This is a genomic window from Wolbachia endosymbiont of Dactylopius coccus (assembly GCF_977011065.1).
Window position 1 is genome coordinate 937,093 of the sequence record NZ_OZ347065.1, and the last position, 23,309, is coordinate 960,401.

Consider the following 23,309-nt stretch of genomic DNA (forward strand, 5'->3'; position numbering starts at 1 on the left):
CAGTAAGATATTTTTCATATACATCCTAAGTACAATAACACTTAAGTTTACTATGGACTCCCTTACATGCAAGGGTTTTTATCTTTTATTAGAGAACTTATTATATCCACCCAAGGTAATATTAAACGTATAGGTTTTTATAACTTGATCATTATAGGTAAACGGTGCTATTAGAAGGCTTGCAAGCCCGTTACTAACAAAATCTTCAAGAACAGGATCAGCACAATTATCGCAATTATGGTCAACAAAAAACATTTGCGTTGTGAATTCTGGAAAATCTGGATGTTGAACTAGAAAGTTAATATGTGGAGCTCTATCACCAATTTTACCAGGTGCTATCGTAATAAAATTATAATAGCCAAGATTATTCACTACAAACCTTCCTGATCCAGCAAAATTCGGATCATCCTCTATATTCTTATCGTAATGGTTCACGCCGCGTGAATTTGCGTGCCATATAGAAACTACAGCATTTTGTATTGGTAAACAGTTTATATCAGTAATTCTACCCACTATGTGTATTAATTCTCCTGTTGCACTATTTGGAGAACCAGGTTTCCTTCTTAAATTGTTTGAAGAGCTAAAATTTTTTGGCCTTGCATCAAGGTCATATATTTCTGGAGTTTCAATGCAGTTGAGCAAAACAGGATCAGCTGCAAATAGCGGCAAACTGAATACCGTTTGTACTAAAAGCGCTAATAAGATATTTTTCACATTCATTTCATTTATAATAGACTTCTTGCATAACCATATAACAAACTTTTATTGGGAATAGAAACGAAAAAATTACTTTACAAACTCCGCCAGCCCCCTTATCATGAAAGTGAAGCTATTTTATTTAACTTCCCAATCTGTGCAGATTAAAACGACAAGAAGACTTGTATTTGGCGTACTATTGTTTAATTTTTGCACTATGTGCATACTATGTCTTTATAAAAATTTTGGGTTTTTACCTATATAAGCTGAAACGCGCTTATAAGTCGTTTAAGACAGTATAGTACGCCAATTTGCAGGATTAGAGAGTGACAACTAGCTAACACGGGATTTTTTTTGCCTTTTTTTCTGCTTAGTAAATCTCTTAAACATTTATGACTAAAGTTTAGTTGCATTAAAAAGCAGCTGAATCGCGGTTATTAAACGTTTAAAACATAAAAAAACGCCAATACTGAAAATAGACAATGACCAGGGCTTCTTTTGCCTTTTTTTTCATTTGGTAAATTTCTTAATGTTTGTAGCTAACATGAACAAACATTTGAGAGTAACTTCTGCTAGTAGGGTGTCATCCCAGTGCTTGACACTGGGATCCAGCTTTCTTTATAAATTCACCAAAAGTGCTTCATTCTATAACGCAAAACCCATACTCACCAAACCCAATGCATTACTTGCAACTAAGTTTCCTGGATCCAAGTAGTCAGGGGACTGGGATGACAAAGAAATAGGCACTGGAATGACAGGAGAAGGAGGCTACTTTCATGACACCATTCTTTTTTCTGGATCCAAGTAGTCTGGGCACTGGGATGACAAAAATAAGGAGGCTACTCGGATGACACCTTTTTTCTGCTTATACCAATTCCCATTACACGGCAAACAGATAGACAATAATAGAAGACAAGCCATAATGAAATAAGTGAAATAGTCGAGGTATAAATGGCACTAAGATCAAAATTATTGGATGAAGAAGTAGTAAAATCAGCAAAAAAAATGCTGAAGAAAGTAAGGAACAATGCATATGTTGCAAAAAAACTAAATGCTGTAATTGCAGCAAAAAAGCATAGTATAACGGCTGTAGCAAAAATATATTGCATTTCAAGAAGCGCACTAACTTCGTGGATAAAACTCTTGAAATTAGGCAGAGAAGAAAAATTGTTTGCTCCTCCACAACGGCGTAGAAAAACTAAATTAAATCAGGCTCAACTACAGCAAGTTGAAGCATGGGTAGGAGAAAATCCTAATATTACCATTAAAGAAATGAGAATAAGAATCCAGGAAAAGTTCGGCTTAAATATTAGCAAATCTACAGTACACCGCTATATGCAAAAGATGAAATTCTCTTATATTACACCAAGACCAGTACACAATGTACAAGATAAAAGAAAATAAGAGGAATTCAAAAAAAAATCTCAACGAAGTTATTGGCAAGTATCCTGAAAAAGAGCTGTTTTTCTTCGATGAATCGCGGTTTGGCACACATTCAAAGACCGGGCATGGATGGTTTAAAAAAGGCGTCAGAACAAAAGTTAAGGTAAAATTAGGTAGGGAAAATTTTTATCTCTACAGTGCAGTTAATCCTAGAAATGGGGAGAATTCTAGCTTGTTTGCACCGAATGTCAACACTGATTGTATGAATATATTTCTTGAGCAAATGTCTCAATATTTGGGACCACGAGAAGCCTTTCTTGTTATGGATTGTGCTAGTTGGCATAAGTCGAAAAGTTTAAAGGTACCTAAAAATATTGAGATTATATACCTACCACCATACTCACCTGAACTCAATCCAGTTGAGAGGCTTTGGTTGTATGTAAAACAGAACATTTTGCGCAATAAAATATACGATACTATTGCTTTGCTTGAGAGTGCTTTGTGTAAATTTATTACTTCTCTTACCTACTCCACAATTAAACAACTCTGCTATGTATCCTATTTGAATGACCAACAATGAGAATTGGTATTAGTTTAGGTTATGCAAGAAGTCTAGTGCATAAACTGGTCCTTTTCGGATCTTAGCGCTTTCTGCACGAACGTCTAGTTTAGGGGTAAGAAAAATTAGGGCCCGCAAATTAATCCAAACACATAAGTGTAGTGTTACCACCAAATGCTGTAGTGTTAACACTTACAACTTTTTCTGTAGAAAAACGCTGTAAATAATGAGGACCACCAGCTTTTGGCCCAGTGCCAGATAGTCCTCTACCACCAAATGGTTGTATCCCAACTGCTGCACCTATCTGGTTACGGTTGATGTAGACATTTCCAACTGATATTTTTTTACTTATAGTGTCAATTTGGCTTTGTATACGACTCTGCAAAGAAAACGTAAGTCCATATCCAGTACTATTTATATCACTTATAACTTCATTTAATTGTGACTTGTTAAAACGTATGATATGTAAAATAGGACCAAATACTTCTTGCTTTAATTGCGAAATTTTTTGTATCTCATAAATGTATGGAGGAAAGAAATAACCATTATGAGAATTTGTATCCATGGGTACTTTAAATAACAGATTTGAATCTTCGTCCTCTGACATTTTTTGCGTATGTTGAGTTAGCATATCGATAGATGCTTTGTCAATTATTGGACCAATATCAGTACTAAGTTGTATTGGGTCACCAATCTTTAGTTCTTGTGCTGCACCGCATATCATTCTTATCTGTTTTTCTGCTATATCTTCTTGAATAAACAGCACCCTTAGCGCAGAACAGCGTTGACCACTGCTACGAAACGCAGAAAGCAAAGCATCCATAGCCACTTGCTCTAAAAGAGCAGAGCTATCAACTATCATAGCATTGAGCCCTCCTGTTTCAGCAATAAGTGGCACGATAGGCCCATCCCTATTTGCAAGCATTTTATTGATTATTTGAGCAGTTTGTGTTGAGCCAGTAAAAGCTATTCCAGCAATTCTATTGTCTGGAACTAATATTCTGCCTAAATATCCACCATCCCCAGGAATGAGGTGTAACACATTTTTTGGTATCCCAGCTTCATGTAGTATCTTAACAGCTTCATAGGCAATAATCGGCGTTTGCTCTGCCGGTTTTGCCAGCACTGCATTACCTGCTGCAAGTGCAGCTGAAACCTGCCCAATGAAGATAGCAAGTGGAAAATTCCATGGTGATATACACAGGAAAACTCCTCTGCCTTCAAAAAAGATGAAGTTATCTTCACCCGTTGGACCTGGCAATTTTTTCCAGTCGCTCAGTTCATTTTTTGCTATCGTTGCGTAGTAACGTAAGAAATCCACTGCCTCTCTTACTTCCGCTATTGCATCAGATAAAATTTTTCCTGCTTCTACGATCAGAATGTAAATCAACTCTTTCATCCTTTCTTCAAGCAAATCTGCAGCTTTTTCAAGGCATTTAGCGCGCTTTTCTGCTGAAACATTCTGCCACTTAGTAAAAGCACTATGTGCTATTTCAAGAGCGTTTAAAACTTGAGCACTTGTTGTATTTGACACTTCTCCAATTACATTTTCTAAATGTGCAGGATTCACCACTTCAGTAAATTTGGCATCATCAAAAAGTGACTGTCCGTCAATTATCGGCCCAACTTGCCATTTTTTTTCACTAAAGCTCTTTATATCATCTGCAAATTGTGAGACTACCACAGAATCACTAATATCCGTCCCCAAGGAATTTTTTCTTTCTGGTCCCAAAATATCTTGTGGTAACGGAATGCCTGGATGAGGTTCATAATTAAAATTTATAGCTTTTTCCAGTGGATCTGAAATTAACTCATCGATTTTAACGTTAGGATCACTTATTTGATTAACAAACGAACTATTAGCTCCATTTTCAAGAAGGCGTCTTATAAGATAAGGCAACAAGTTACTATGTTTCCCAACGGGTGCGTAGACACGACAGCTAACATTTGTTGCAAGCTCTGACATTGCATAATCATATAAGTCTTTTGCCATTCCATGTAAGCGTTGAAATTCAAATCCAGGGTGGTTTTTATCAGCAAGTTCCATGATAGAAGCAAAAGTATAGGCGTTATGAGTTCCAAAGCATGGGTAAAAGCTGTTTGGTTTACTCAAAAGTTTCTGTGCGCACGCGAGGTAAGATACGTCAGTATAGCTTTTTCTTGTAAATACTGAGTAATCATTTAATCCCAATTCTTGCGTACGCTTGATTTCTGAATCCCAATATGCACCTTTTACAAGTCTGACCATAATTTTATGATTTGATCGAATAGCAACATCCTCTACAAAGTCAAGAACAGACAAAGCACGTTTTTGATATGCTTGTACAGCCAAGCCAAGCCCTTCCCACTCAGAAAGTGATTCATCAAGCCGTAATTGTTCAAACAAGATTAAGGACATTTCAAGCCTTTCTGTTTCTTCTGCATCTATGCATAATGAAATGTTGTATTTTTTTGCTTCATGACAAAGCTCTAGCAGTTTAGCTCTCAACTCTTCAGCTATATTATCGAATTGACCAAATTCATAACGTGGATGTAACGCAGACAATTTGATTGAAACTCCATGCGATTTAAAACAATCATTTATTTCAGTGGATTCACCTATAGCTTTTATTGAGTGCATGTATGAATTAAAATACTCTTCCGCATCCTCAGCTGTGTGAGCAGCTTCGCCAAGCATATCAAAAGAGTATAAAAACTTACTATTGTCATCTAGTTTTGCGTACCTTAAAGCTTCTTCTATGGTTTCTCCAACAACAAAATGATTACCAAGTATAGACATTGCTTGTTTTACTGCTTTGCGAATGATCGGTTCTCCTAAACTCTTAAGTAACTTAGAAATTGCGTAATAGAACTTCGAATCACCTTCGTTATCTCTCAATATACTGCTACCTATCATCAAACTCCATGTGGAAGCATTGACAAACAACGAAGAAGAGTGCCCTAAATGTTTATTCCATTCCTGATTGGCAATTTTATCTTTGATTATTTCGTCTATTGTATAATCATCTGGTATTCTAAGTAGCGACTCAGCAAGGCACATCAATGCTATTCCTTCATCATTGGAAAGCGAGTATTGCTGCATAAAGGAATCTACAATACTTAATTTATTGTGTTTGATTTTTTCAATAACTTGTTTTGCTATATTATAAATTCTATTTTTTGAATCAGCCGAAAGCTCTGCTTTTTCTACAAGATAACGTATATAACTCTTTTCATCAGTACGATAAAATCCTTGTAAACGTTTTCTGAGTTCATTAGGTTCTTGTATAGAGCTTATCATATATAATTATCTCCAAAAAATACTCCGACACCATATGTATGGTGAAATTATATCATAACTTTGCGCAGAGCAAATTGCTATTTACAAAGGGATCAGGGCTGGCTAAAAGAAGTCCATGCAATAACTTCACTAAATCAAAAAGATTGTGCAAGTATGTAGCTCAATACTCCACCACTCATTAAGTATTTAACCTCAGTTGCAGTTTGTACACAGCATTTGAGTTGAATTGATTGTTCAGAACTATCCTGTCTTTTAATGATACATTCTAAATTTCCACTTGGCACTATTTCACCTTTTATGCTTATTACCTCGCTACCATCAAATATCTTTCTGGTTATTCCATTTTGGAATATAAGTGGAAGAACACCCATGCCAACTAAGTTGGATCTATGTATGCGCTCGAAGCTTTCTGCAATGACAACTTTAACCCCCAACAATAAAGTACCCTTTGCTGCCCAATCCCTACTTGAACCTGTGCCATATTCCTTTCCTGCTACAATGATGAGAGTTTCCTTGTAGCGCATTGCTGCATCAAAAATCGACATCGTTTCTTGAGAAGGAATATATTTTGTATATCCACCTTCGGTGCTAACCATTTCATTTTTTATTCTGATATTAGCAAAAGTCCCACGCATCATTACATTGTGGTTACCACGGCGAGATCCATATGAATTAAAGTCCTGTGGTTCAACTCCAAGCCTCTTTAAATATAGACCAGCAGAACTACTTGAAGCAATATTTCCAGCAGGAGAGATGTGGTCAGTGGTTACGCTATCGCCAAACATTGCCAATATTTGTGCACCTTTTATATCGATTTTATTATTTTTAGGTGATAAATTATCAAAATAAGGCGGATTTTGTATGTAAGTGCTGTTTGCATCCCAATTATAGATTTCACTTTTTTCACACTTTATCTTTCGCCAATGTTCATCACCAGAAAAAACATCCTTATACTTTTGTATAAACATCTCACGTGTTACCACATTTTTAACACAATCTTCGATTTCATTGTTTGTTGGCCATATATCTTTGAGATAGATATCATTTCCATTCTTATCTTTGCATATAGGATCTTTTGTCAGGTCAATTCGTACAGTACCTGCAAGTGCATATGCAACAACAAGTGGCGGAGATGCCAAGTAATTAGCTTTGACTAATGGATGAATTCTTCCTTCAAAGTTACGATTGCCAGATAAAACTGCAGCAACGGTTAAGTTTTTGTTTTTAATGCCATCTTCTATATCTTTATTAAGTGGACCAGAATTCCCAATGCAAGTTGTGCAACCATATCCAACTAGATTAAAACCCAAAGCATTTAGATCTACCTGCAATCCAGACTTTTCTAAATATTCTGTTACAACTTGTGACCCTGGAGCAAGTGAAGTTTTAACCCAAGGCTTTGATTTTAATCCAAGTTTAATTGCATTACGAGCTACAAGACCTGCAGCAATCATCACACTTGGATTAGAAGTATTAGTGCAGCTTGTTATTGCTGCAATAACTACACTTCCATCTTGGAGTTTATCGCTTTCCTTTGACTCATTAACTGAAAATGACGTAGAAAAAGATTCCGCTACTTCTGAAAGGAAAATCTTATCCTGTGGTCTTTTAGGACCAGCCATTACTGGTTCCACACTCGATAAATCAAGCTCTAGTGTGTCAAAAAATGCTAATTCGTCATTGCTGCGCCACAATCCCTGCTCTTTTGAATAGACTTCAACTAATTTGATCAGCTCTTCTGGTCGCCCTGTTAAATGTAAATAATCGAGTGTTTTCTGATCAATTGGAAAAAATCCACAAGTTGCGCCATACTCCGGGGCCATGTTTGCTATAGTGGCTCTATCTGCCAAAGATAAATAATCTAAACCATCACCATAAAATTCTACAAATTTACCAACAACGCCTTTTGTTCTTAGGATATTGGTAACCGTCAGCACTAAATCGGTCGCAGTTACTCCTTCCGACAATCTGCCAATTAATTTAAATCCAACTACTTCTGGAATCACCATACTAATTGGTTGACCAAGCATCACAGACTCAGCTTCTATGCCTCCAACACCCCAACCAAGAACTGATAATCCGTTAACCATTGTAGTATGGCTGTCAGTACCAACTAAAGTGTCAGGATACAAAACCCCATCCTTATTACATACAACTTGCGCTAAATACTCAAGATTCACTTGGTGGCAAATTCCAGTACCTGGCGGTACTACTCTAAAATTTGTGAAGGATGATTCTCCCCACTTTAAGAATTGATATCTTTCCAAATTTCTTTTTACTTCTAGCTCAACATTCTTACTGAATGCGGAAACACTTCCATAATTATCTACTTGAACAGAATGGTCAATCACAAGATCAACCGGTACAGAAGGATTTATGTTGCTCGGGTTTCCTCCATTTTTCTTAACATAGCTCCGCATTGAAGCTAGATCAACAACAGCAGGAACCCCTGTAAAATCTTGCATCAACACCCTTGCTGGTTTATAGCTAATTTCGTGATTAGTGTGTTTATTAACGCAGTCTGCTAGTACTCTTATATCATCCAGCTTTATGTTTACTCCATCTTCATTGCGCAATAAATTCTCAAGCAGAACCTTAAGTGAGCAGGGCAATTTAGTCACATCTATTCCTAAAAATTCACTAGCACTACTTAGGCTAAAATAGTTGTATGATTTCCCGTCAATATTTAAAGTTGTTTTTGCGTTTAAAGAATTATTCATCCTGCATAACCATTTTTAAGTGAAAAATCAACTAATGATGTCATTCCAGTGCATGACACACAACTGTACGAACGTCCCGTGTTGCAGTAGAGTAAGCATAACTACCAATGTCATCCCAGTGCCCAGACACTGGGATCCAGAAAATTTGATTGCAAATAAGCACGCTATACAACACTTTTGATGAAATTGAACAACGAAACTGGATCCACAACTGTACGAACATTGTGATTTGAGAATAATCTCCGCCAGGAAGGGTGTCACCCCAGTGCTTTGGCACTGAGATCCAGAAAACTTAATTTTAAATAAGTACACCAGATAGCTGTATAATAAGAACTGGATTCCAGTGTCACGCACTGGAATGACATCATTTATTATGCAACATCGTGTCACATTGCAACGTTCGTACAGTTGTGAACTAGATCCCAGTGTCACGCACTGGGATGACAAGAATAATTTGCACCTGGATGACAAGGATGAAGTACATTTGGATGACAACTGGATATATAGATCACATTCAAAATCATTACACATATTCTGCTTCATTTCAGATACTTCCTCCTTTGGTACCTCAGTAGCACAGCTATTTTCAGCTATATATTACACTACATTAGTTAAAATTGGAATTACTACCGTTACTTCTTTGTTGTTGACTTTGCTGCTCGTACATAGTTTCAAAATCTATAGGATCTAGCATTAGTGGGGGAAATCCACCACTGCTTGTAACTCTTGCAATTATTTCTCTTGCAAAAGGGAAAAGAAAAGTAGGTCCGCCAATAAACAAAGCTTGTCTTACCTCTTCCTCACTCAACTCTTTTAGATTTTCTATTGAAAAAATGCCACAGTATTTCGTTTCACAAATGAAAGCTACGCCATCTTTTATACCTTCATCTTTCACTGTTGCTTTAACTTCTATATGCAAAGTAATTTCATGGAAAGATTTTTCTTCATTCACTCCTTCTTTGTTTTCCATTCCTTCTAATTTCGCTGAATTGATATTAACCATTACATTAATATCGGGAGCTTTATTTGAAGAAAGGAATGGCGAATTCGGATTCTCAAACGATAGATCTTTAACATATTGACCGTGAATTCTCATTTTTTGTTGTGGCATTTCTTACGTCTCCTTTAATTGAGTTGAGATATTTAATACTTTCTTATATAATATATTCATTTACAAATGAATAGCAAACCTGATTATAAGTTGATATGAAAAACATATTTTCATTAATAATTAATAATGTTCAGATACTTTATATGCCAAGGAGTTGAGTTACTATGATAGAGCTTGTAATATATGCTTTATTAGCGGCATTCATTTTTTCACGTTTGTATAATTCTTTAGGAAGGTCAACCAATCTCAACCTAAAAAAGCTAACTAATGTATTGGATGTAAGTCGAAGTAAAGAAGATGTAGTAGAAAACATTGAGAGTTATATTGATAGCAATGATGAAAATTCAATAAAAGTTACTTATGAACAAATATTAAAAAAAAACAAAGATTTTTCTATTTCCCACTTTATAGAAGGTTCAAGCATAGCTTTTGAATTAATAATAAAGTATTTCAATCAAGGAAATTTGTCTCAGTTAAAACCACTTCTCGATAAAGACTTATATGATAATTTTGCAGAGAAGATTAAACATCGTAAAGAGGTGCACGAGTCTATAATTGTTTCTATCGTTTCACAAAAGATTTTAGAAATAAAGCTAGTAAAAAACACAGTGTTTATTGCAGTATATTTCCTTTCAGAGCAAATTAACTTCGTTAAGAACAATGAAGGAGATATCATATCAGGTAGCACATCCACCATTAATAAAGTTGAGGATGTATGGCAATTTAAAAAAAATGTTAATTCATCAGACCCAAGCTGGTTGCTTGTTTCTATTAACTATAAAAAGACAAGTAACGATAAGACAAATGATAAGTAAGATGAGTTTTATTTGAAATGGAAAGCAAGCTACGCGAAATAGTACTTGACACTGAAACGACAGGTCTTGACACTGAATCTGGTCATCGAATTATTGAAATAGGGTGTGTGGAATTAATTAACCGCATTCCAACAGGTAAAGTATTCCATCGGTACCTTAACCCAGAAAGAGATATACCTTATCACTCGTTTAAGATTCACGGTATTAGTGAAGAATTTTTAGAAGATAAACCATTATTTTCAGATGTTGCACTTGAATTTCTTGACTTTATATCTAATGATATTTTGGTAATTCACAACGCTGAATTCGATGTTAAGTTCCTTAACATGGAGTTAAGCAAGCTGAATGCTGGGTTAATTTCCTCAGACAGAGTGCTAGATACATTACCTCTTGCGAGGAAAAAATTCGCAGGATCACCTGCTTCTTTGAATGCATTATGTAAGCGTTTTGATATATCGCTAGAGAATAGAGAATTGCACGGAGCACTAGTTGATGCTCAATTGCTTGCAAAGGTATATGTTGAACTTACAGGAGGGTTACAAACCTTTCTGTTTGATAATGAATGCAATCAGGACAGTAACTCCACATTCGTTCAGCATAAAGTACGTAATCTAACTCCCAGAGAACATTCACCAAATAGTGAAGAAATTGATGAACATAAGAAACTGTTAGACAAAATTAACAATACACTTTGGAATAAATATATTGAATAGGTTAACCAATAAAGATACAATTTGATTTTACTGAGAGCATTCTAATGGTAAGGTTTATAAGATTGTTATCTAATGTGCTAGCAGCATTAGCAGTTGTTTTTTTAGGTTATTGTTATTTCACTAAAAAAGGCATATTTGCCCCAGCAGAGATTCACAACGCGGAAGTTAAGATAGGCGGAGATTTTTCTTTAATTAATCAGGACGGACAGATTCTGCGCAGTAGTGATTTTAAAGATAAATACATGATGATTTTCTTTGGATTTTCATCATGTAAAAGAATTTGTCCTATGAACCTTGGGATAATTTCAGAAACACTTGCAAAGTTAGATGAGAAAACTAACAACAAGCTACAAACATTCTTCATCACAGTTGATCCTGAGCGCGATAGCACGGAAAGACTTAAAGAATTTCAGCAACAATTTGACCATAGAATACAAATGTTAACTGGTGAAAGAGAAAAAATAGACGAAGTAGTTGCGAAATATAAAGTATATGCAAGCAAAGTAGACGGAGAAGAAGAAATCAACCATTCTTCGATAATATATCTTATTGGCCCTGGAGGAAAATATGTCACACACTTTGCAGCTGATTTAAATTCAGACGAAAGTCAATCTGATAAGATTTTGGCTGAGATAAGAAAATACGTAAACTGAAATTATAGATTTTTCTGTTAATTAGTCAAGCACGCAACTGCATGAGCATTATAATTTAATCTCCACCGGGAAGACGCATTGGAATGACACTATTTGCTGTCTTCAAAAATAAGCATTCGTAAAGTTGTGCTTTTAACATGGGTTATCAGTTTAAAAATGTTGCTAACTAGTATATCTGAATGTAACATCAATTAACGTGTATAAATAAAGCAATCTAATGGAAAATAGTTATAATGCCGATGCAATAAAAATCTTAAGGGGTCTTGATGCTGTAAGGAAACGTCCAGGTATGTACATTGGTGACACTGACGATGGATCTGGCTTGCACCACATGGTATATGAGGTTGTTGATAACGCAATAGATGAATCTTTAGCTGGATATTGTGATAAAATTGAAGTTAGCATAAATAAAGATGGTTCAGTATCTGTAACTGATAATGGTCGTGGCATTCCAACTGACCTTCATGAAGAAGAAGGAATATCAGCAGCAGAGGTAATAATGACTCAACTCCATGCTGGTGGTAAATTTGACAGTAATACCTATAAAGTTTCTGGGGGATTACATGGTGTTGGAATCTCAGTTGTGAATGCATTATCAAGCTGGTTGGAATTAACTATTTGGCGCAATAAGAAAGAACACTTTATGCGCTTTGAAGATGGTGAGTCTATTGAACCTTTAAAGGTAGTCAACGAAAATACAAACAAAAGAGGAACTAAAGTCACGTTCATGCCATCAACAGAGACTTTTAATGGCATTAATTTCAGTTACTCAACGCTTGAAAGTCGTATAAGAGAATTAGCATTTTTAAATTCAAATATCGACATTACTTTACGTGATCTGCGCAATGAACCATATACAGAATCTCATTTCAATCAGAGCAATCAATCTAAAGACAATTTTGGTACAGCGAATTTTGTGCGGTACTTAGATAAGAATAAGACACATGTAACTAAAATTGCCAGTATGAAAGGAGATGCAGAAGATCTTGGCATCAGCTTGGAAATATCGATGGAATGGAATGATTCCTACTATGAACATATGTTATGCTTCACGAATAATATAAGGCAACGAGATGGTGGTACGCATTTGGCAGGATTTAGATCTGCACTAACTAGATGTATCAATAACTATGCAACTAATGAAGGGTTTTTAAAGAAAGCAAAAGTAAATTTAACTGGAGAGGATGTTAGAGAAGGTTTAACTTGTGTTTTATCTCTCAAGATGCCTGATCCTAAGTTTTCTTCACAAACAAAAGATAAACTAGTTAGTTCTGAAGCGCGTACAGTTGTGGAGAGCATAGTTTCTGATAAATTGAGCACAATCCTTGAAACTGATCCCAAATTGGCAACAAGTATAGTAGAAAGAGCTATCAGATCAGCAAAAGGAAGAGAAGCCGCAAGAAAAGCACGAGAGTTAGTTAAAAGCAAAAACAATATTGATATTGCAACTCTGCCAGGAAAGCTTGCTGATTGCCAGGAAAAAGCCCCTGAGTTATCGGAATTATTTATAGTAGAGGGTAATTCAGCAGGTGGTACTGCAAAGCAGGGGCGTAATCGTAAAACACAAGCAGTGCTTGCCTTAAGAGGAAAAATTCTAAACGTAGAACGTGTAAGTTTAGATCGTATTTTTTCATCTGCAGAAATAGGCTCTTTAATTACTGCAATTGGTGCTGGAATAGGGAGTGAACACTTCGATATTGAAAAAGCTAGATATCATAAAATTATCATCATGACAGATGCAGATGTTGATGGTTCACATATCAGAACTTTGATTCTAACTTTCTTTTTTAGACACATGCGTGAAGTTATTGAAAAAGGCTACTTATACATAGCACAGCCACCCCTCTATAAAGTTACAAAGAATGCTAAAGACACTTATATTAAAGATGACGAAACTTTTGAAGAGTATATAATAAACTCAGCAGTTAAAAGATTAACACTAAGTGGTACAGCTACAGAATTTAACGACTTGCGCCTTATTTTGAATAAATGCGTTAGCATTTCTAATATTAGCAAAAATTATGATAGAGAAATACCACAAAATCTCTTAGAGTCATTGCTAATTTTAAGCAAAAAGAATGCTCTATCATCGGCTGATGAGATATTAAAGTATTTAAAATTAATGTACAGTGAATATACTTGGGAAGTAGAAATAAAAGATGAAGAAAAAGAAATTCACATCTCTAAATTATTTCAAGGATTGGCAGACAAATATATATTTGCACTTAGTATGCTTGAAGGCAAAGATATGCAAAACATATTAAGTTTGCTTGATGGTATAAGTAATTTATTTAATGGTGATTCATTTTTAAAGTCACAAGAAACTGAAATAAAAATCACTTCTCCAAGTGCACTTGCAAAAATAATAATGGACTATGGTAAAAAAGGTTTAACTCTGCAGAGATTTAAAGGTCTTGGTGAAATGAATGCTGATCAGCTATGGAATACTACGTTAAATCCTGAGGCTAGAACTTTATTGAAGGTTGAAATAAAAGATTGTGAAGAAGCTGATTCCATATTTTCAATATTAATGGGTGATATAGTTGAACCACGCCGTGACTTTATTAATAGCAATGCACTCAACGTGCATGATGTTGATATTTGAACTTTTAGCAAAATGTACGAACGTTACGGGTTTAAGCAAAAACTGTGTCATTCAAGTAGCTGATACTGGAACCTTATCGTCATGCCACCGCAAACCGTCATACCGCCGCAGCGCTAGCACGTAGCGGGATGAAGGTTTTCAGGGTAGCTGTCATCCGAGTAGCTTGACTACTTGGATCCAGAAAACTTAACTCTACACCAAGTAAATGTACAATAAGAACTAGATTCCAGACTGGGATGACATCATAGGGGCACTGGGATGACAAAAAAAGGAGCGCTGACCATTTTCGGTCTCTTAAATTGCTTTAGCTACAAACATTAAGAAATTTACCAAGCGAAAAAAAAGGCAAAAGAAGCCCCGTGGTGCGAGTTTTGACTCTATATTACTGTAAGTGGCGCTGTAATAATGTGCTAACGCTTAAAATAAGCGCGATTTGGCTGAATGTAGAAAAAATAAAAAAGACATGCAGCCGCTATAATTTTATGTAATCCGCCAATAAATACCTGAGTTTTTTACTGAATTTTGTCATTGAGCCTGCAGGTCAAAAACAAGTTTTGAGTCATAAATACCCTTATTGTCATAATAAGGGGGCTGGCGGAGTTTGTCAAGCAAGTTTTTTCGTTTCTATGTTGTCAGCTACCTGAATATTGATCATACGGTTTCCATCTGTTATATATAATCTTTTTGAATACGAAGAAAACTGATGAATGAGTATGATATTACGGTTATAGGTAGCGGTCCTGGTGGTTATATAGCAGCAATTAGAGCGGCACAGCTTGGATTTAAAACTGCAATTGTGGAAAAAGAAAAAAATTTAGGCGGTATATGCTTAAATTGGGGATGTATACCAACAAAATCACTGCTTAGAGCATCTGAGGTTTATAGGCTAATAAAAAGATCAAAAGAGTTTGGTATAGAAGTAAAAGGAGCAAGTTTTGATATACAATCAATAGTGAAATATTCAAGAAGCGTTGTTGATAAATTATCAAGTGGCGTTGCATATTTGATGAAAAAAAATAACATCAAAGTTCATCAAGGCTTTGGTAAACTTGCAGGCAATAGTACTATAAAAGTTGTTAGCGATAAGGAAGAACAAGAAATTGTTTCCAAGCATATCATTTTAGCAACAGGCGTGAGGGCACGGAATCTGCCTGAAATAGAGGCAGATGGAGATTTAATATGGAATGCGCAGCATGCCATGATGCCGGGCAAATTACCAAAATCACTACTAATTATAGGGTCTGGCGCAATTGGAATAGAATTTGCAAGTTTTTATAGTACTTTGGGGGTTGATGTAACAATCATAGAGATAAAGAGCACTATTTTGCCGCTGGAGGATAAAGACATTTCAGATTTAGCACAAGAAATATTCACAAAACAGGGGATAAAAATATATACAAGCAATAGCGTAAAAGCTCTTACTAAAAGTAAAGACTCTGCTCAAGTGCTACTAAGTAGTGGTGAGAGCAAAGAATTTGAGAGGGTGATTGTTGCGGTTGGAATTCAAGCAAATATTGAAAATATAGGTTTAGAAAATACAAAAATTAAATTAAGCCCTTCTGGCTTTATTGAAACGAATGAATGGTATGAAACTAGTGAATCAAATGTGTATGCAATAGGTGATGTAGCTGGCCCACCATGTTTAGCACATAAAGCGAGCCATGAAGCCGTGATCTGCATTGAAAAGATTGCTGGTAAAAATGCTCATGCGTTAAAAAAAGAATGCATACCAAATTGCACTTATTCTCATCCACAAATAGCGAGCATCGGCCTTACTGAGGAACAGGCAATAAAAGGTGGGTATGATATAAAAATAGGAAAATTTCACTCTAACTTTAATGGTAAGTCTGTTGCACTCAGTGAAACTGAAGGGTTAGTGAAAACGATTATAGATAAAAAAACCGGAGAAATTCTGGGTAGCCACATGATAGGTGCAGAAGTAACGGAGTTAATTAGCAATTTTGCCCTTGCAAAGCAACTAGAAGGAACAGACTTCGACATAAAATCTACGATTTTTCCTCATCCAACCATTTCAGAGATGATACACGAATCAGTGCTTGCTGCAGATGTTAAATAGTTGAACTAACGTTCCATTGTTTTAGAGTTGTCAATGTCTTGAGTAGTAGTTTGATTAGGCACTTTAGTTTCAATAGATTGATTACCACCAGCATCAGAATTCTGTAACTCTTCTTTCAATCCCTTAGCTGCTTTTTTGACTTCAAGCTTTGCCTTTGGATGAAGATCTTCCGGGCCTTTTCCTTTAGTATCCAAATCTTGTTGTAGATTAGTGCTTTTCATTTTATTATGCTGCTCGTGCTCAGGTAGGTCAACAACCGAATTGAAAAGAATTTTTATTATATTTTTTAGCAGTTCTAAAAAACCTCCGCTTCTTCCTTTTCTTTGTTCTTGAGATTTATTTTTCTCATTAGGTTCTTTTTTACTATTACTTTTAGGCATTTTTAACTCAACTATCATAAAGCTTAATAAAATTCTACGTGCAAATTATTAAATAACAGTTAACAATCTAGATTTACAGATGGATATTATTTTAGCAACAGGTGGCACAGGTGGGCATATCTTTCCGGCCATAGCCTTAGCAAAAGCACTAAAGACACAAGGATACAATTGCATATTATTCACTGATAAAAAAACAAATAAAAATACCGACATAGAAAGCTACACCTTACCATTACGTAGACCAAGCAGCAACAAATTTAAGTTTTTCCTTTTCTTGATATACAGCTCTATGTTAGCACTGTATCAAGTAAGAAAATTAAAACCAAAATCGGTCATTGGTTTTGGTAGCTATGCTTCTTTTCCAACTCTTCTTGCAGCAAGAGTTCTTTCTATACCTATAATTTTACATGAACAAAATACAGTTTTAGGGAGAGTAAATAGATTCTTTTTCAAGAGTGCAAAATTAATTGCAACCAGCTTTCCGGAGACTAAATATGCAGAGGGCAATAAATGTATTTTTACAGGAAATTTTGTTGATATAAAAGCACAGAGCCATTCTAGCACTGAGAAAATCCTAAATATATTGGTCATAGCAGGTAGCCAAGGTGCAAATTTTTTTGATGATGTAGTAAGCAGCGTAATTTGTAATTTGCCTATTAAAATGAAAAAGAAAATTAGAGTGACGCAGCAATGTACGAAGAAAAATGTAAACAAGGTCAAGAGTCTATACAAAAGTGAAAAGATCGATTGTGAATTGAGTGAATTTTTTGATGATATGGAAAATAGATTGGCCAATGCTCACTTGGTAATTAGCAGAGCAGGAGCAACTTCAATAGCAGAGATCACTCTTGCTAGGCGCGCTGCTATATACATTCCCTACCCTGACTCAAAAGATAATCACCAATTTTATAACGCAAAATATATTGAAGATTCGGGAGCAGCTGTAATAGTTGAGCAGAATAGTGAAGCAAAAAAAAATCTAACAGAGGTACTATTTGATCTATTAAATAATTCTCAAAAATTGCGTGATATGACCAATAATACAAAAAAAACAGGGATAAAGAATGGGACTACTGAGTTTGTTAAGGTAATTGTTCACAGGTTTAGTTGATGGCTGCTTGCTTTTTCTTCAAACACATCCCAAAGGTCTTTTTCTAGTGATATATTATATAATTTATTGATATAAACTACTCCCGTTGGTGAAGTTGTGTTAATTTCGAGCAGGAAGTCATCTATAATATCAATACCAACAAATATTAGCCCCCTTTTCTTTAATTCAGGACCAATTTTGTTACATATTTCATTGTCTCTATCGTTCATTTGAGCGGGCTCAAAACTTGCTCCAAGTCGCATGTTTGTTCTGATCTCTCCACTGATTTTTGGAACTCTTTTCATTACTCCAATTGGTTGACCATAAAGTAGCAACATTCTTTTATCTTTATATATGTTTTTACAAAATGATTGTGCAATCACAGGGCATTCGTATTTTGCTGTCATGAGATCCACTACTACTTGAATACTATTCTCATCTCGTATTCTTATTACATCATTTCCGCCATAGCTATACAATGGCTTCAGAATAATATCTTGATAGTTGTAGTAGAAATCTCTAATCATCGATATATTTTCAGTGATCAAAGTCGGCGGAATTAGCTCTGGAAATAATGAAGTTATCAATTTTTCAGGACAATTTCTTATTTCTGTTGGATTGTTAATTACCAATGCGCTGGTTTTTTCTAAGATATAGGTTGTTGTAATGTAGCGCATATCAAAGGGCGGATCCTGTCTGATAAATATGATGTCCATTTCATTCAAGTTGATCGCTACATCCTCTTTAGAGATAAAACTAAAATCATCAATGCTGACTTTCTGAGCAAGAGCAATTGGATGGTTTAGCTTTAGTGCTAAATTGTTAGGAGCATAGACAAAAACTTCATGCCCCCTCCTTTGTGCTTCCTTTATTAGCACGAATGTAGTGTCAGTTTCAAAATTTATATTTTCATCCATCTGAAAGGCAACTTTCATTTATGTTCTCCACCTATTGTCACAACTGTACAAATGTTATAATTTGAAGGCGATTTTTGCCTAATGGCGTAATTTACTGTACTTATATCGTACATAACTTACAACTTGTTTTACTCCCTTTACTTTTCTTGCAATTGATATTACAGCTTTTAATTCCGCTTTATTTTGGGCTATACCCATCAAATAAACAACTCTATCAACCGTATTAACGCTATAATTAATTGATTTAATATTTCTTTTCCCCAGAAGTCTTGTTCTTATTTCCGCTGTTATCATGCCATCTACAGTAGTGTCTAGCATGGAAGCCATTTGAATTGGTATTACTCTTATTTCATTTATCACTTCTTTAATTTCTTTTTGCTGCCAAGCTATTTTTTCTGCTGTAAGTTGTTTTTCAGGAGTGTCAACACTTCCAATGAGCAATACTCTTCCTTCACTTACTTTAACTTTTATGGATGAAAATAGCCCATGTTTTAAGAGCCCCTTATTAATTCTGATGACCATAGTCGTATCATCAATGATATTTCCCAAGGATTTGTCCTGCATTGTTATTGCTGTTGCTGTCGCTGTAGCCACCACACCACCTATTATAAGGGTTGTGCAACCACTTTGTGTAATCAAAAAAATTGCGAGTAAGAAGCTTGTTATTAATCTCATTATTGATTTTCAGGGTTTAGAGCTTTCATTAAGAAATGTTAATAAGCTTTTTTGATTGTGTAAATACCATAAATTAAGTAAGACTTTAAACCTTGAATATTTTTAATGGAATACCTATAATAGGGTACTAAAAATTTCTTGCGGATATGGCGGAATTGGTAGACGTGCCAGGTTTAGGTCCTGGTGAGCTTGCTCGTGGGGGTTCAAGTCCCTCTATCCGCACTTTAAAGTCATGTAACTTAGGTTTTAAGGGAAAATTTATAATCACTAAATACACTTTTGTTTGTATAAAAATCTGTTCTTAAGGATTGTGTTTAACTTAAATTCTGGTAAAATAGCTCTATTAAGATATGAATTAAAATATTAATAAATGAATTATGATGTCTAATAATATACCTCAAAATACAGTCGAAGTAAGTAGCGTATATACCTACAAAGAGCTTAGTATAGATAAACTAAAGTATGAGTATGAAATCACAGTTAGTAGTGATTATATAAAACAAAAGGTAAATTCCAGGTTGCAAGAGATAGCAGAAAATGCAAAATCACCTGGATTTAGGGCTGGAAAGATGCCCTATGACCTTGTTGTTGCAAATTATAAAAACGAAGCTTTGGAATATGTGATAAATAATACAATTGATTATTGCTCAAGTGATTTGATGAAAAAAATTGAAGTCAAGTCTCACATTTATCCTAAGGTTGATGTTATATCATTACCAGATCTGGGCAAAGAAAATGAGGAGGGCAATTTTGTATACAAGCTATCTTTTGAGTCGATGCCTGAAGTACCAGTGATAGATCTCGACAAAATAAACTTAAAGAAAATTGAAGCAAAGATTGAAGAGGAAGATATAAAAGAATTTATTGATTCTATTAAAACAAAATTCCCCAATTTCGCCTCTGTTGATGATGCTTCTTATCAAGCGAAAGATGGGGATAAATTGATAATTGATTTTGAAGGGCGGATTAGGAATAAGCTCTTTCAAGGTGGAAGTAGCAAAAATTTTGCCGTTAATTTAGGGTCTGGCACATTTATTAATGGTTTTGAAGATCAATTAACTGGTATGAAAAAGGGAGAAACAAAGAACTTTAAGTTGAAATTTCCTGAAAATTACCAAGCCATTTCCCTTGCAGGACAGGAAGCTGATTTTTCTGTGCGAGTTAATGAGATTCAAATTGCCAAAGATTTTGAAAATGATGATGAAATAGCTAAGAGTATTGGGTTTAAAGATTATTCTTTGCTAATAAATCATGCAAAAAAAATGATTGGTGATCAGTGCACCGAAATGAGAAATCTCTTAATTAAAAAGGAGCTGTTTGATTATTTGGATGCTAATTATAGTTTTGATTTACCCACAGACATAGTAAAACAGGAGCAACAAAGAATGGAAGGAGAATTGGGTGCTCAAAATGACTCTCGTAAAGAAGCTGAAAAACGTGTAAAGCTTGCTATGTTATTTATGAAATTTAGTGCAGAACATAAAATATCATTAACTCAAAATGATGTTTTGAGTGTTATTGTAAATCAATATGTCAGTAAAGATGTGCAATTTGACAGAGTACTTAAGCATTTTGAATCAAATAAACAATTTCAAGAATTAGTTAGAGGGCAAGCGCTTGAGTATAAAGTGACAGATTATATAATAGAAAAAGTTAGTAAAGAAGAGCAGATTGTTTCTGTGAAAGAATTAAAGGAATTATTTGATAATATTTAATAGGAAAAGGTATGACTCTTATACCAATTGTAGTTGAACAAACTAGTCGCGGTGAGCGCGCTTATGACATATATTCAAGACTAGTGAAAGAAAGAATAATTTTTGTAACAGGTCCTATTGAAGACAATATGGCCAGTGTAATAGTAGCACAGCTTTTATTTTTAGAATCGGAAAATCCCGATAAAGACATTTGTATGTACATCAACTCACCAGGTGGTGTTGTAACTGCTGGTTTGTCGATTTACGATACAATGCAATATATAAACCCAGACGTTTCAACTTTATGTATAGGTCAAGCTGCGTCTATGGGTTCTTTATTGCTTGCAGCTGGTACAAAAGGTAAGCGCTACTCTCTACCTCATTCAAGAATTATGATACATCAGCCATCAGGTGGTTATCATGGTCAAGCAACTGATATAGAAATACATGCTAATGAAATTTTGCGAGTTAAGAAAAAACTAAATCAAATTTATGAAAAACATACTGGAAATTCACTGAAGAAAATTGAAGGAATGATGGAAAGAGATAAATTCATGGATCCTGAAGAAGCAAGGAAAATTGGCTTAATTGACAGGGTGATAGCTGAGCGTACAGATATTGAAATTGAAAATATTAAAGTTAAACAAAAGGTGGGTTAATGGATAACAATAATGATTTACACTACTGTTCTTTTTGCAACAAGGCGCAAGATGAAGTAGATAAATTGATTACTAACTCTTCGGATGGTTTAAAGGTGTTTATTTGTAATGAGTGCATAGAATTATCCCATAAAGCAATAAGTCAAAAGAAAGATAGATCTTTTAATTCAGATCGTATATCTGATATGAAGCTATTACTAAAGAAACCTGAGGATATAAAAAACTTTCTCAGCAAGCATGTTGTAGGTCAAGAACACGTGCAACACGTTTTATCTGTAGCTATGTATAACCATTGTCAATCCATGGTACAATTTCATGCTATAAGTGATATTGAAATCGAGAAGTCAAATATAATGCTTATTGGTCCCACTGGTTCTGGTAAGACTTTGCTAGCCAAAACACTTGCTAAAGTTTCAGATGTGCCATTTGCTATGGCTGATGCGACAACTTTAACTGAGGCAGGTTATGTGGGTGATGATGTAGAAAGCGTGTTGTCGCGTTTATTACAAGCTGCAAATTATGACGTTGCAAAAGCACAGCGTGGTATAGTGTTTATAGATGAAATAGACAAGATTACAAGAAAATCTGAAAGCACTTCAATAACCCGTGACGTTTCAGGTGAAGGGGTCCAGCAAGCTCTGCTTAAGATTATGGAGGGTACAGTTGCTTATGTTCCGCCACAAGGAGGGCGAAAACACCCACAACAAGAGTTTATACAAGTGGATACTAGTAACATACTATTTATTTGTGGAGGAGCTTTTGAAGGCCTCGATAAGATTATTGAAGCGAGAAAAAAGGGAACGTCAGTTGGCTTTGGAGCAGATATAAGTCAGTCTAAAGAGCAAAAGAAAAAGAATGCTTTACATGATGTTCAACCTGAAGATTTAATCAAATTCGGTTTAATACCCGAATTTGTAGGGCGGGTTCCAATAACTGCTGTTTTAGATGAGTTGGATCATGAAGATTTAATACATGTGTTGACAGAGCCAAGGAATGCACTAATAAAACAGTACAAAGCATTGCTTGCATTTAGCAAAGTAAACCTTGAGTTTTCAGATGAAGCAATATCAGCTATTGCTAAAAAGGCTATAAGCTATAAAACAGGTGCAAGAATGTTACGTGCTATCTTGGAGTCACTTTTGCTTGACGTTATGTATACAGCTGGAAACGGAGATTTTGAAGGTAGCACTATAGTAATCACTAAGAAAATGGTAGAATTAGGAAAAGCAACGGTTAATCATAATAATAATGGCAATGTTATAACGGTTAATGATTAATTTGA

20 protein-coding genes and 1 tRNA gene are annotated in these 23,309 nt (G+C 35.1%); 12 read left to right on the forward strand and 9 right to left on the reverse strand.

All coding sequences use genetic code 11. The annotated features are described in order from the left end of the window. Nucleotides 1-78: 78 nt before the first annotated feature. On the reverse strand, nt 79-720 hold the full coding sequence (locus ACWHVF_RS05055) for a protocatechuate 3,4-dioxygenase (protein WP_064125569.1): 642 nt from the start codon (nt 718-720) through the stop codon (nt 79-81). 490 nt (nt 721-1,210) lie between these two features. Between ACWHVF_RS05055 and ACWHVF_RS05060 the strand changes: the two genes are divergently transcribed. Beyond that, the gene (locus tag ACWHVF_RS05060; RefSeq protein WP_447933192.1) at nt 1,211-1,411 is read left to right on the forward strand and encodes a hypothetical protein; all 201 of its coding nucleotides are present in this window, start codon (nt 1,211-1,213) and stop codon (nt 1,409-1,411) included. Between the two features lie 59 nt (nt 1,412-1,470). Here the strand turns inward: ACWHVF_RS05060 and ACWHVF_RS05065 are convergent, their stop codons facing one another. After that, nucleotides 1,471-1,617, reverse strand: a complete 147-nt coding sequence (locus ACWHVF_RS05065) for a hypothetical protein (protein WP_447933222.1) — start codon at nt 1,615-1,617, stop codon at nt 1,471-1,473. Between the two features lie 30 nt (nt 1,618-1,647). On the opposite strand from ACWHVF_RS05065, the gene ACWHVF_RS05070 reads away from it, so the two are divergent. Then, nucleotides 1,648-2,659 (forward strand): IS630 family transposase gene (locus ACWHVF_RS05070; protein WP_447933063.1). Its coding sequence is split into 2 segments (ribosomal slippage): nt 1,648-2,097 and nt 2,099-2,659, totalling 1,011 coding nucleotides; the frame shifts between segments, so codons are not numbered across the junction. Between the two features lie 118 nt (nt 2,660-2,777). Here the strand turns inward: ACWHVF_RS05070 and putA are convergent. The 4 genes from putA to secB form a co-directional block, all read right to left on the reverse strand. Continuing rightward, a complete protein-coding gene (putA, locus tag ACWHVF_RS05075) occupies nt 2,778-5,918 on the reverse strand; it encodes a bifunctional proline dehydrogenase/L-glutamate gamma-semialdehyde dehydrogenase PutA (RefSeq protein ID WP_064124806.1) in 3,141 nt (1,046 codons plus the stop codon). A gap of 134 nt (nt 5,919-6,052) precedes the next feature. Continuing rightward, a complete protein-coding gene (gene acnA, locus ACWHVF_RS05080) occupies nt 6,053-8,638 on the reverse strand; it encodes an aconitate hydratase AcnA (RefSeq protein WP_447933223.1) in 2,586 nt (861 codons plus the stop codon). 27 nt (nt 8,639-8,665) lie between these two features. After that, nucleotides 8,666-9,181, reverse strand: coding sequence for a hypothetical protein (locus ACWHVF_RS05085; RefSeq protein WP_447933224.1), 516 nt, complete (start codon nt 9,179-9,181; stop codon nt 8,666-8,668). A 64-nt stretch (nt 9,182-9,245) separates the two neighbouring features. After that, on the reverse strand, nt 9,246-9,749 hold the full coding sequence (secB, locus tag ACWHVF_RS05090; RefSeq protein WP_064124804.1) for a protein-export chaperone SecB: 504 nt from the start codon (nt 9,747-9,749) through the stop codon (nt 9,246-9,248). 164 nt (nt 9,750-9,913) lie between these two features. Here secB and ACWHVF_RS05095 point away from each other — a divergent pair, with 164 nt between their 5' ends. The 5 genes from ACWHVF_RS05095 to lpdA all read left to right on the forward strand — a co-directional run bounded on the left by ACWHVF_RS05095 (nt 9,914) and on the right by lpdA (nt 16,612). Further along, nucleotides 9,914-10,564 (forward strand): Tim44/TimA family putative adaptor protein, encoded by a 651-nt coding sequence (locus ACWHVF_RS05095; protein WP_064124803.1) that lies wholly within the window; start codon nt 9,914-9,916, stop codon nt 10,562-10,564. A gap of 17 nt (nt 10,565-10,581) precedes the next feature. After that, the gene (dnaQ, locus tag ACWHVF_RS05100) at nt 10,582-11,277 is read left to right on the forward strand and encodes a DNA polymerase III subunit epsilon (protein ID WP_064124802.1); all 696 of its coding nucleotides are present in this window, start codon (nt 10,582-10,584) and stop codon (nt 11,275-11,277) included. A gap of 44 nt (nt 11,278-11,321) precedes the next feature. Next, the gene (locus tag ACWHVF_RS05105) at nt 11,322-11,930 is read left to right on the forward strand and encodes an SCO family protein (protein ID WP_064124801.1); all 609 of its coding nucleotides are present in this window, start codon (nt 11,322-11,324) and stop codon (nt 11,928-11,930) included. A gap of 217 nt (nt 11,931-12,147) precedes the next feature. Beyond that, a complete protein-coding gene (gyrB, locus tag ACWHVF_RS05110) occupies nt 12,148-14,535 on the forward strand; it encodes a DNA topoisomerase (ATP-hydrolyzing) subunit B (RefSeq protein WP_064124800.1) in 2,388 nt (795 codons plus the stop codon). A gap of 703 nt (nt 14,536-15,238) precedes the next feature. Further along, nucleotides 15,239-16,612 (forward strand): dihydrolipoyl dehydrogenase, encoded by a 1,374-nt coding sequence (gene lpdA, locus ACWHVF_RS05115; protein ID WP_447933225.1) that lies wholly within the window; start codon nt 15,239-15,241, stop codon nt 16,610-16,612. Between the two features lie 5 nt (nt 16,613-16,617). On the opposite strand, the gene ACWHVF_RS05120 is transcribed toward lpdA, so the two are convergent. Beyond that, nucleotides 16,618-17,010, reverse strand: coding sequence for a hypothetical protein (locus ACWHVF_RS05120; protein WP_064124798.1), 393 nt, complete (start codon nt 17,008-17,010; stop codon nt 16,618-16,620). A 61-nt stretch (nt 17,011-17,071) separates the two neighbouring features. Between ACWHVF_RS05120 and murG the strand changes: the two genes are divergently transcribed. Further along, nucleotides 17,072-18,103 carry an undecaprenyldiphospho-muramoylpentapeptide beta-N-acetylglucosaminyltransferase gene (gene murG / locus ACWHVF_RS05125; RefSeq protein WP_064124797.1) on the forward strand — a complete coding sequence of 344 codons (1,032 nt, stop codon included), beginning with the start codon at nt 17,072-17,074 and terminating at the stop codon, nt 18,101-18,103. Here murG and gshB read toward each other — a convergent pair. Both gshB and ACWHVF_RS05135 read right to left on the reverse strand, forming a co-directional pair. Further along, entirely contained in the window at nt 18,088-19,017 is a 930-nt protein-coding gene (gshB, locus tag ACWHVF_RS05130) for a glutathione synthase (RefSeq protein ID WP_064124796.1), read from the reverse strand. The two genes, murG and gshB, sit on opposite strands and share 16 nt — an antisense overlap. A gap of 60 nt (nt 19,018-19,077) precedes the next feature. Next, the gene (locus tag ACWHVF_RS05135; RefSeq protein ID WP_064124795.1) at nt 19,078-19,674 is read right to left on the reverse strand and encodes a BON domain-containing protein; all 597 of its coding nucleotides are present in this window, start codon (nt 19,672-19,674) and stop codon (nt 19,078-19,080) included. Between the two features lie 140 nt (nt 19,675-19,814). On the opposite strand from ACWHVF_RS05135, the gene ACWHVF_RS05140 reads away from it, so the two are divergent. The 4 genes from ACWHVF_RS05140 to clpX all read left to right on the forward strand — a co-directional run bounded on the left by ACWHVF_RS05140 (nt 19,815) and on the right by clpX (nt 23,304). Further along, nucleotides 19,815-19,896 (forward strand) — tRNA-Leu (locus tag ACWHVF_RS05140). Nucleotides 19,897-20,054: 158 nt separating this feature from the next. Further along, nucleotides 20,055-21,389: a trigger factor gene (tig, locus tag ACWHVF_RS05145; protein ID WP_064124794.1), complete on the forward strand. Its 1,335-nt coding sequence runs from the start codon at nt 20,055-20,057 to the stop codon at nt 21,387-21,389. Between the two features lie 11 nt (nt 21,390-21,400). After that, nucleotides 21,401-22,027 carry an ATP-dependent Clp endopeptidase proteolytic subunit ClpP gene (gene clpP, locus ACWHVF_RS05150; RefSeq protein WP_006280254.1) on the forward strand — a complete coding sequence of 209 codons (627 nt, stop codon included), beginning with the start codon at nt 21,401-21,403 and terminating at the stop codon, nt 22,025-22,027. Next, nucleotides 22,027-23,304, forward strand: a complete 1,278-nt coding sequence (clpX, locus tag ACWHVF_RS05155) for an ATP-dependent Clp protease ATP-binding subunit ClpX (protein ID WP_064124793.1) — start codon at nt 22,027-22,029, stop codon at nt 23,302-23,304. Before clpP ends, clpX begins: the two co-directional genes overlap by 1 nt. The last annotated feature ends 5 nt before the right edge of the window (nt 23,305-23,309 follow it).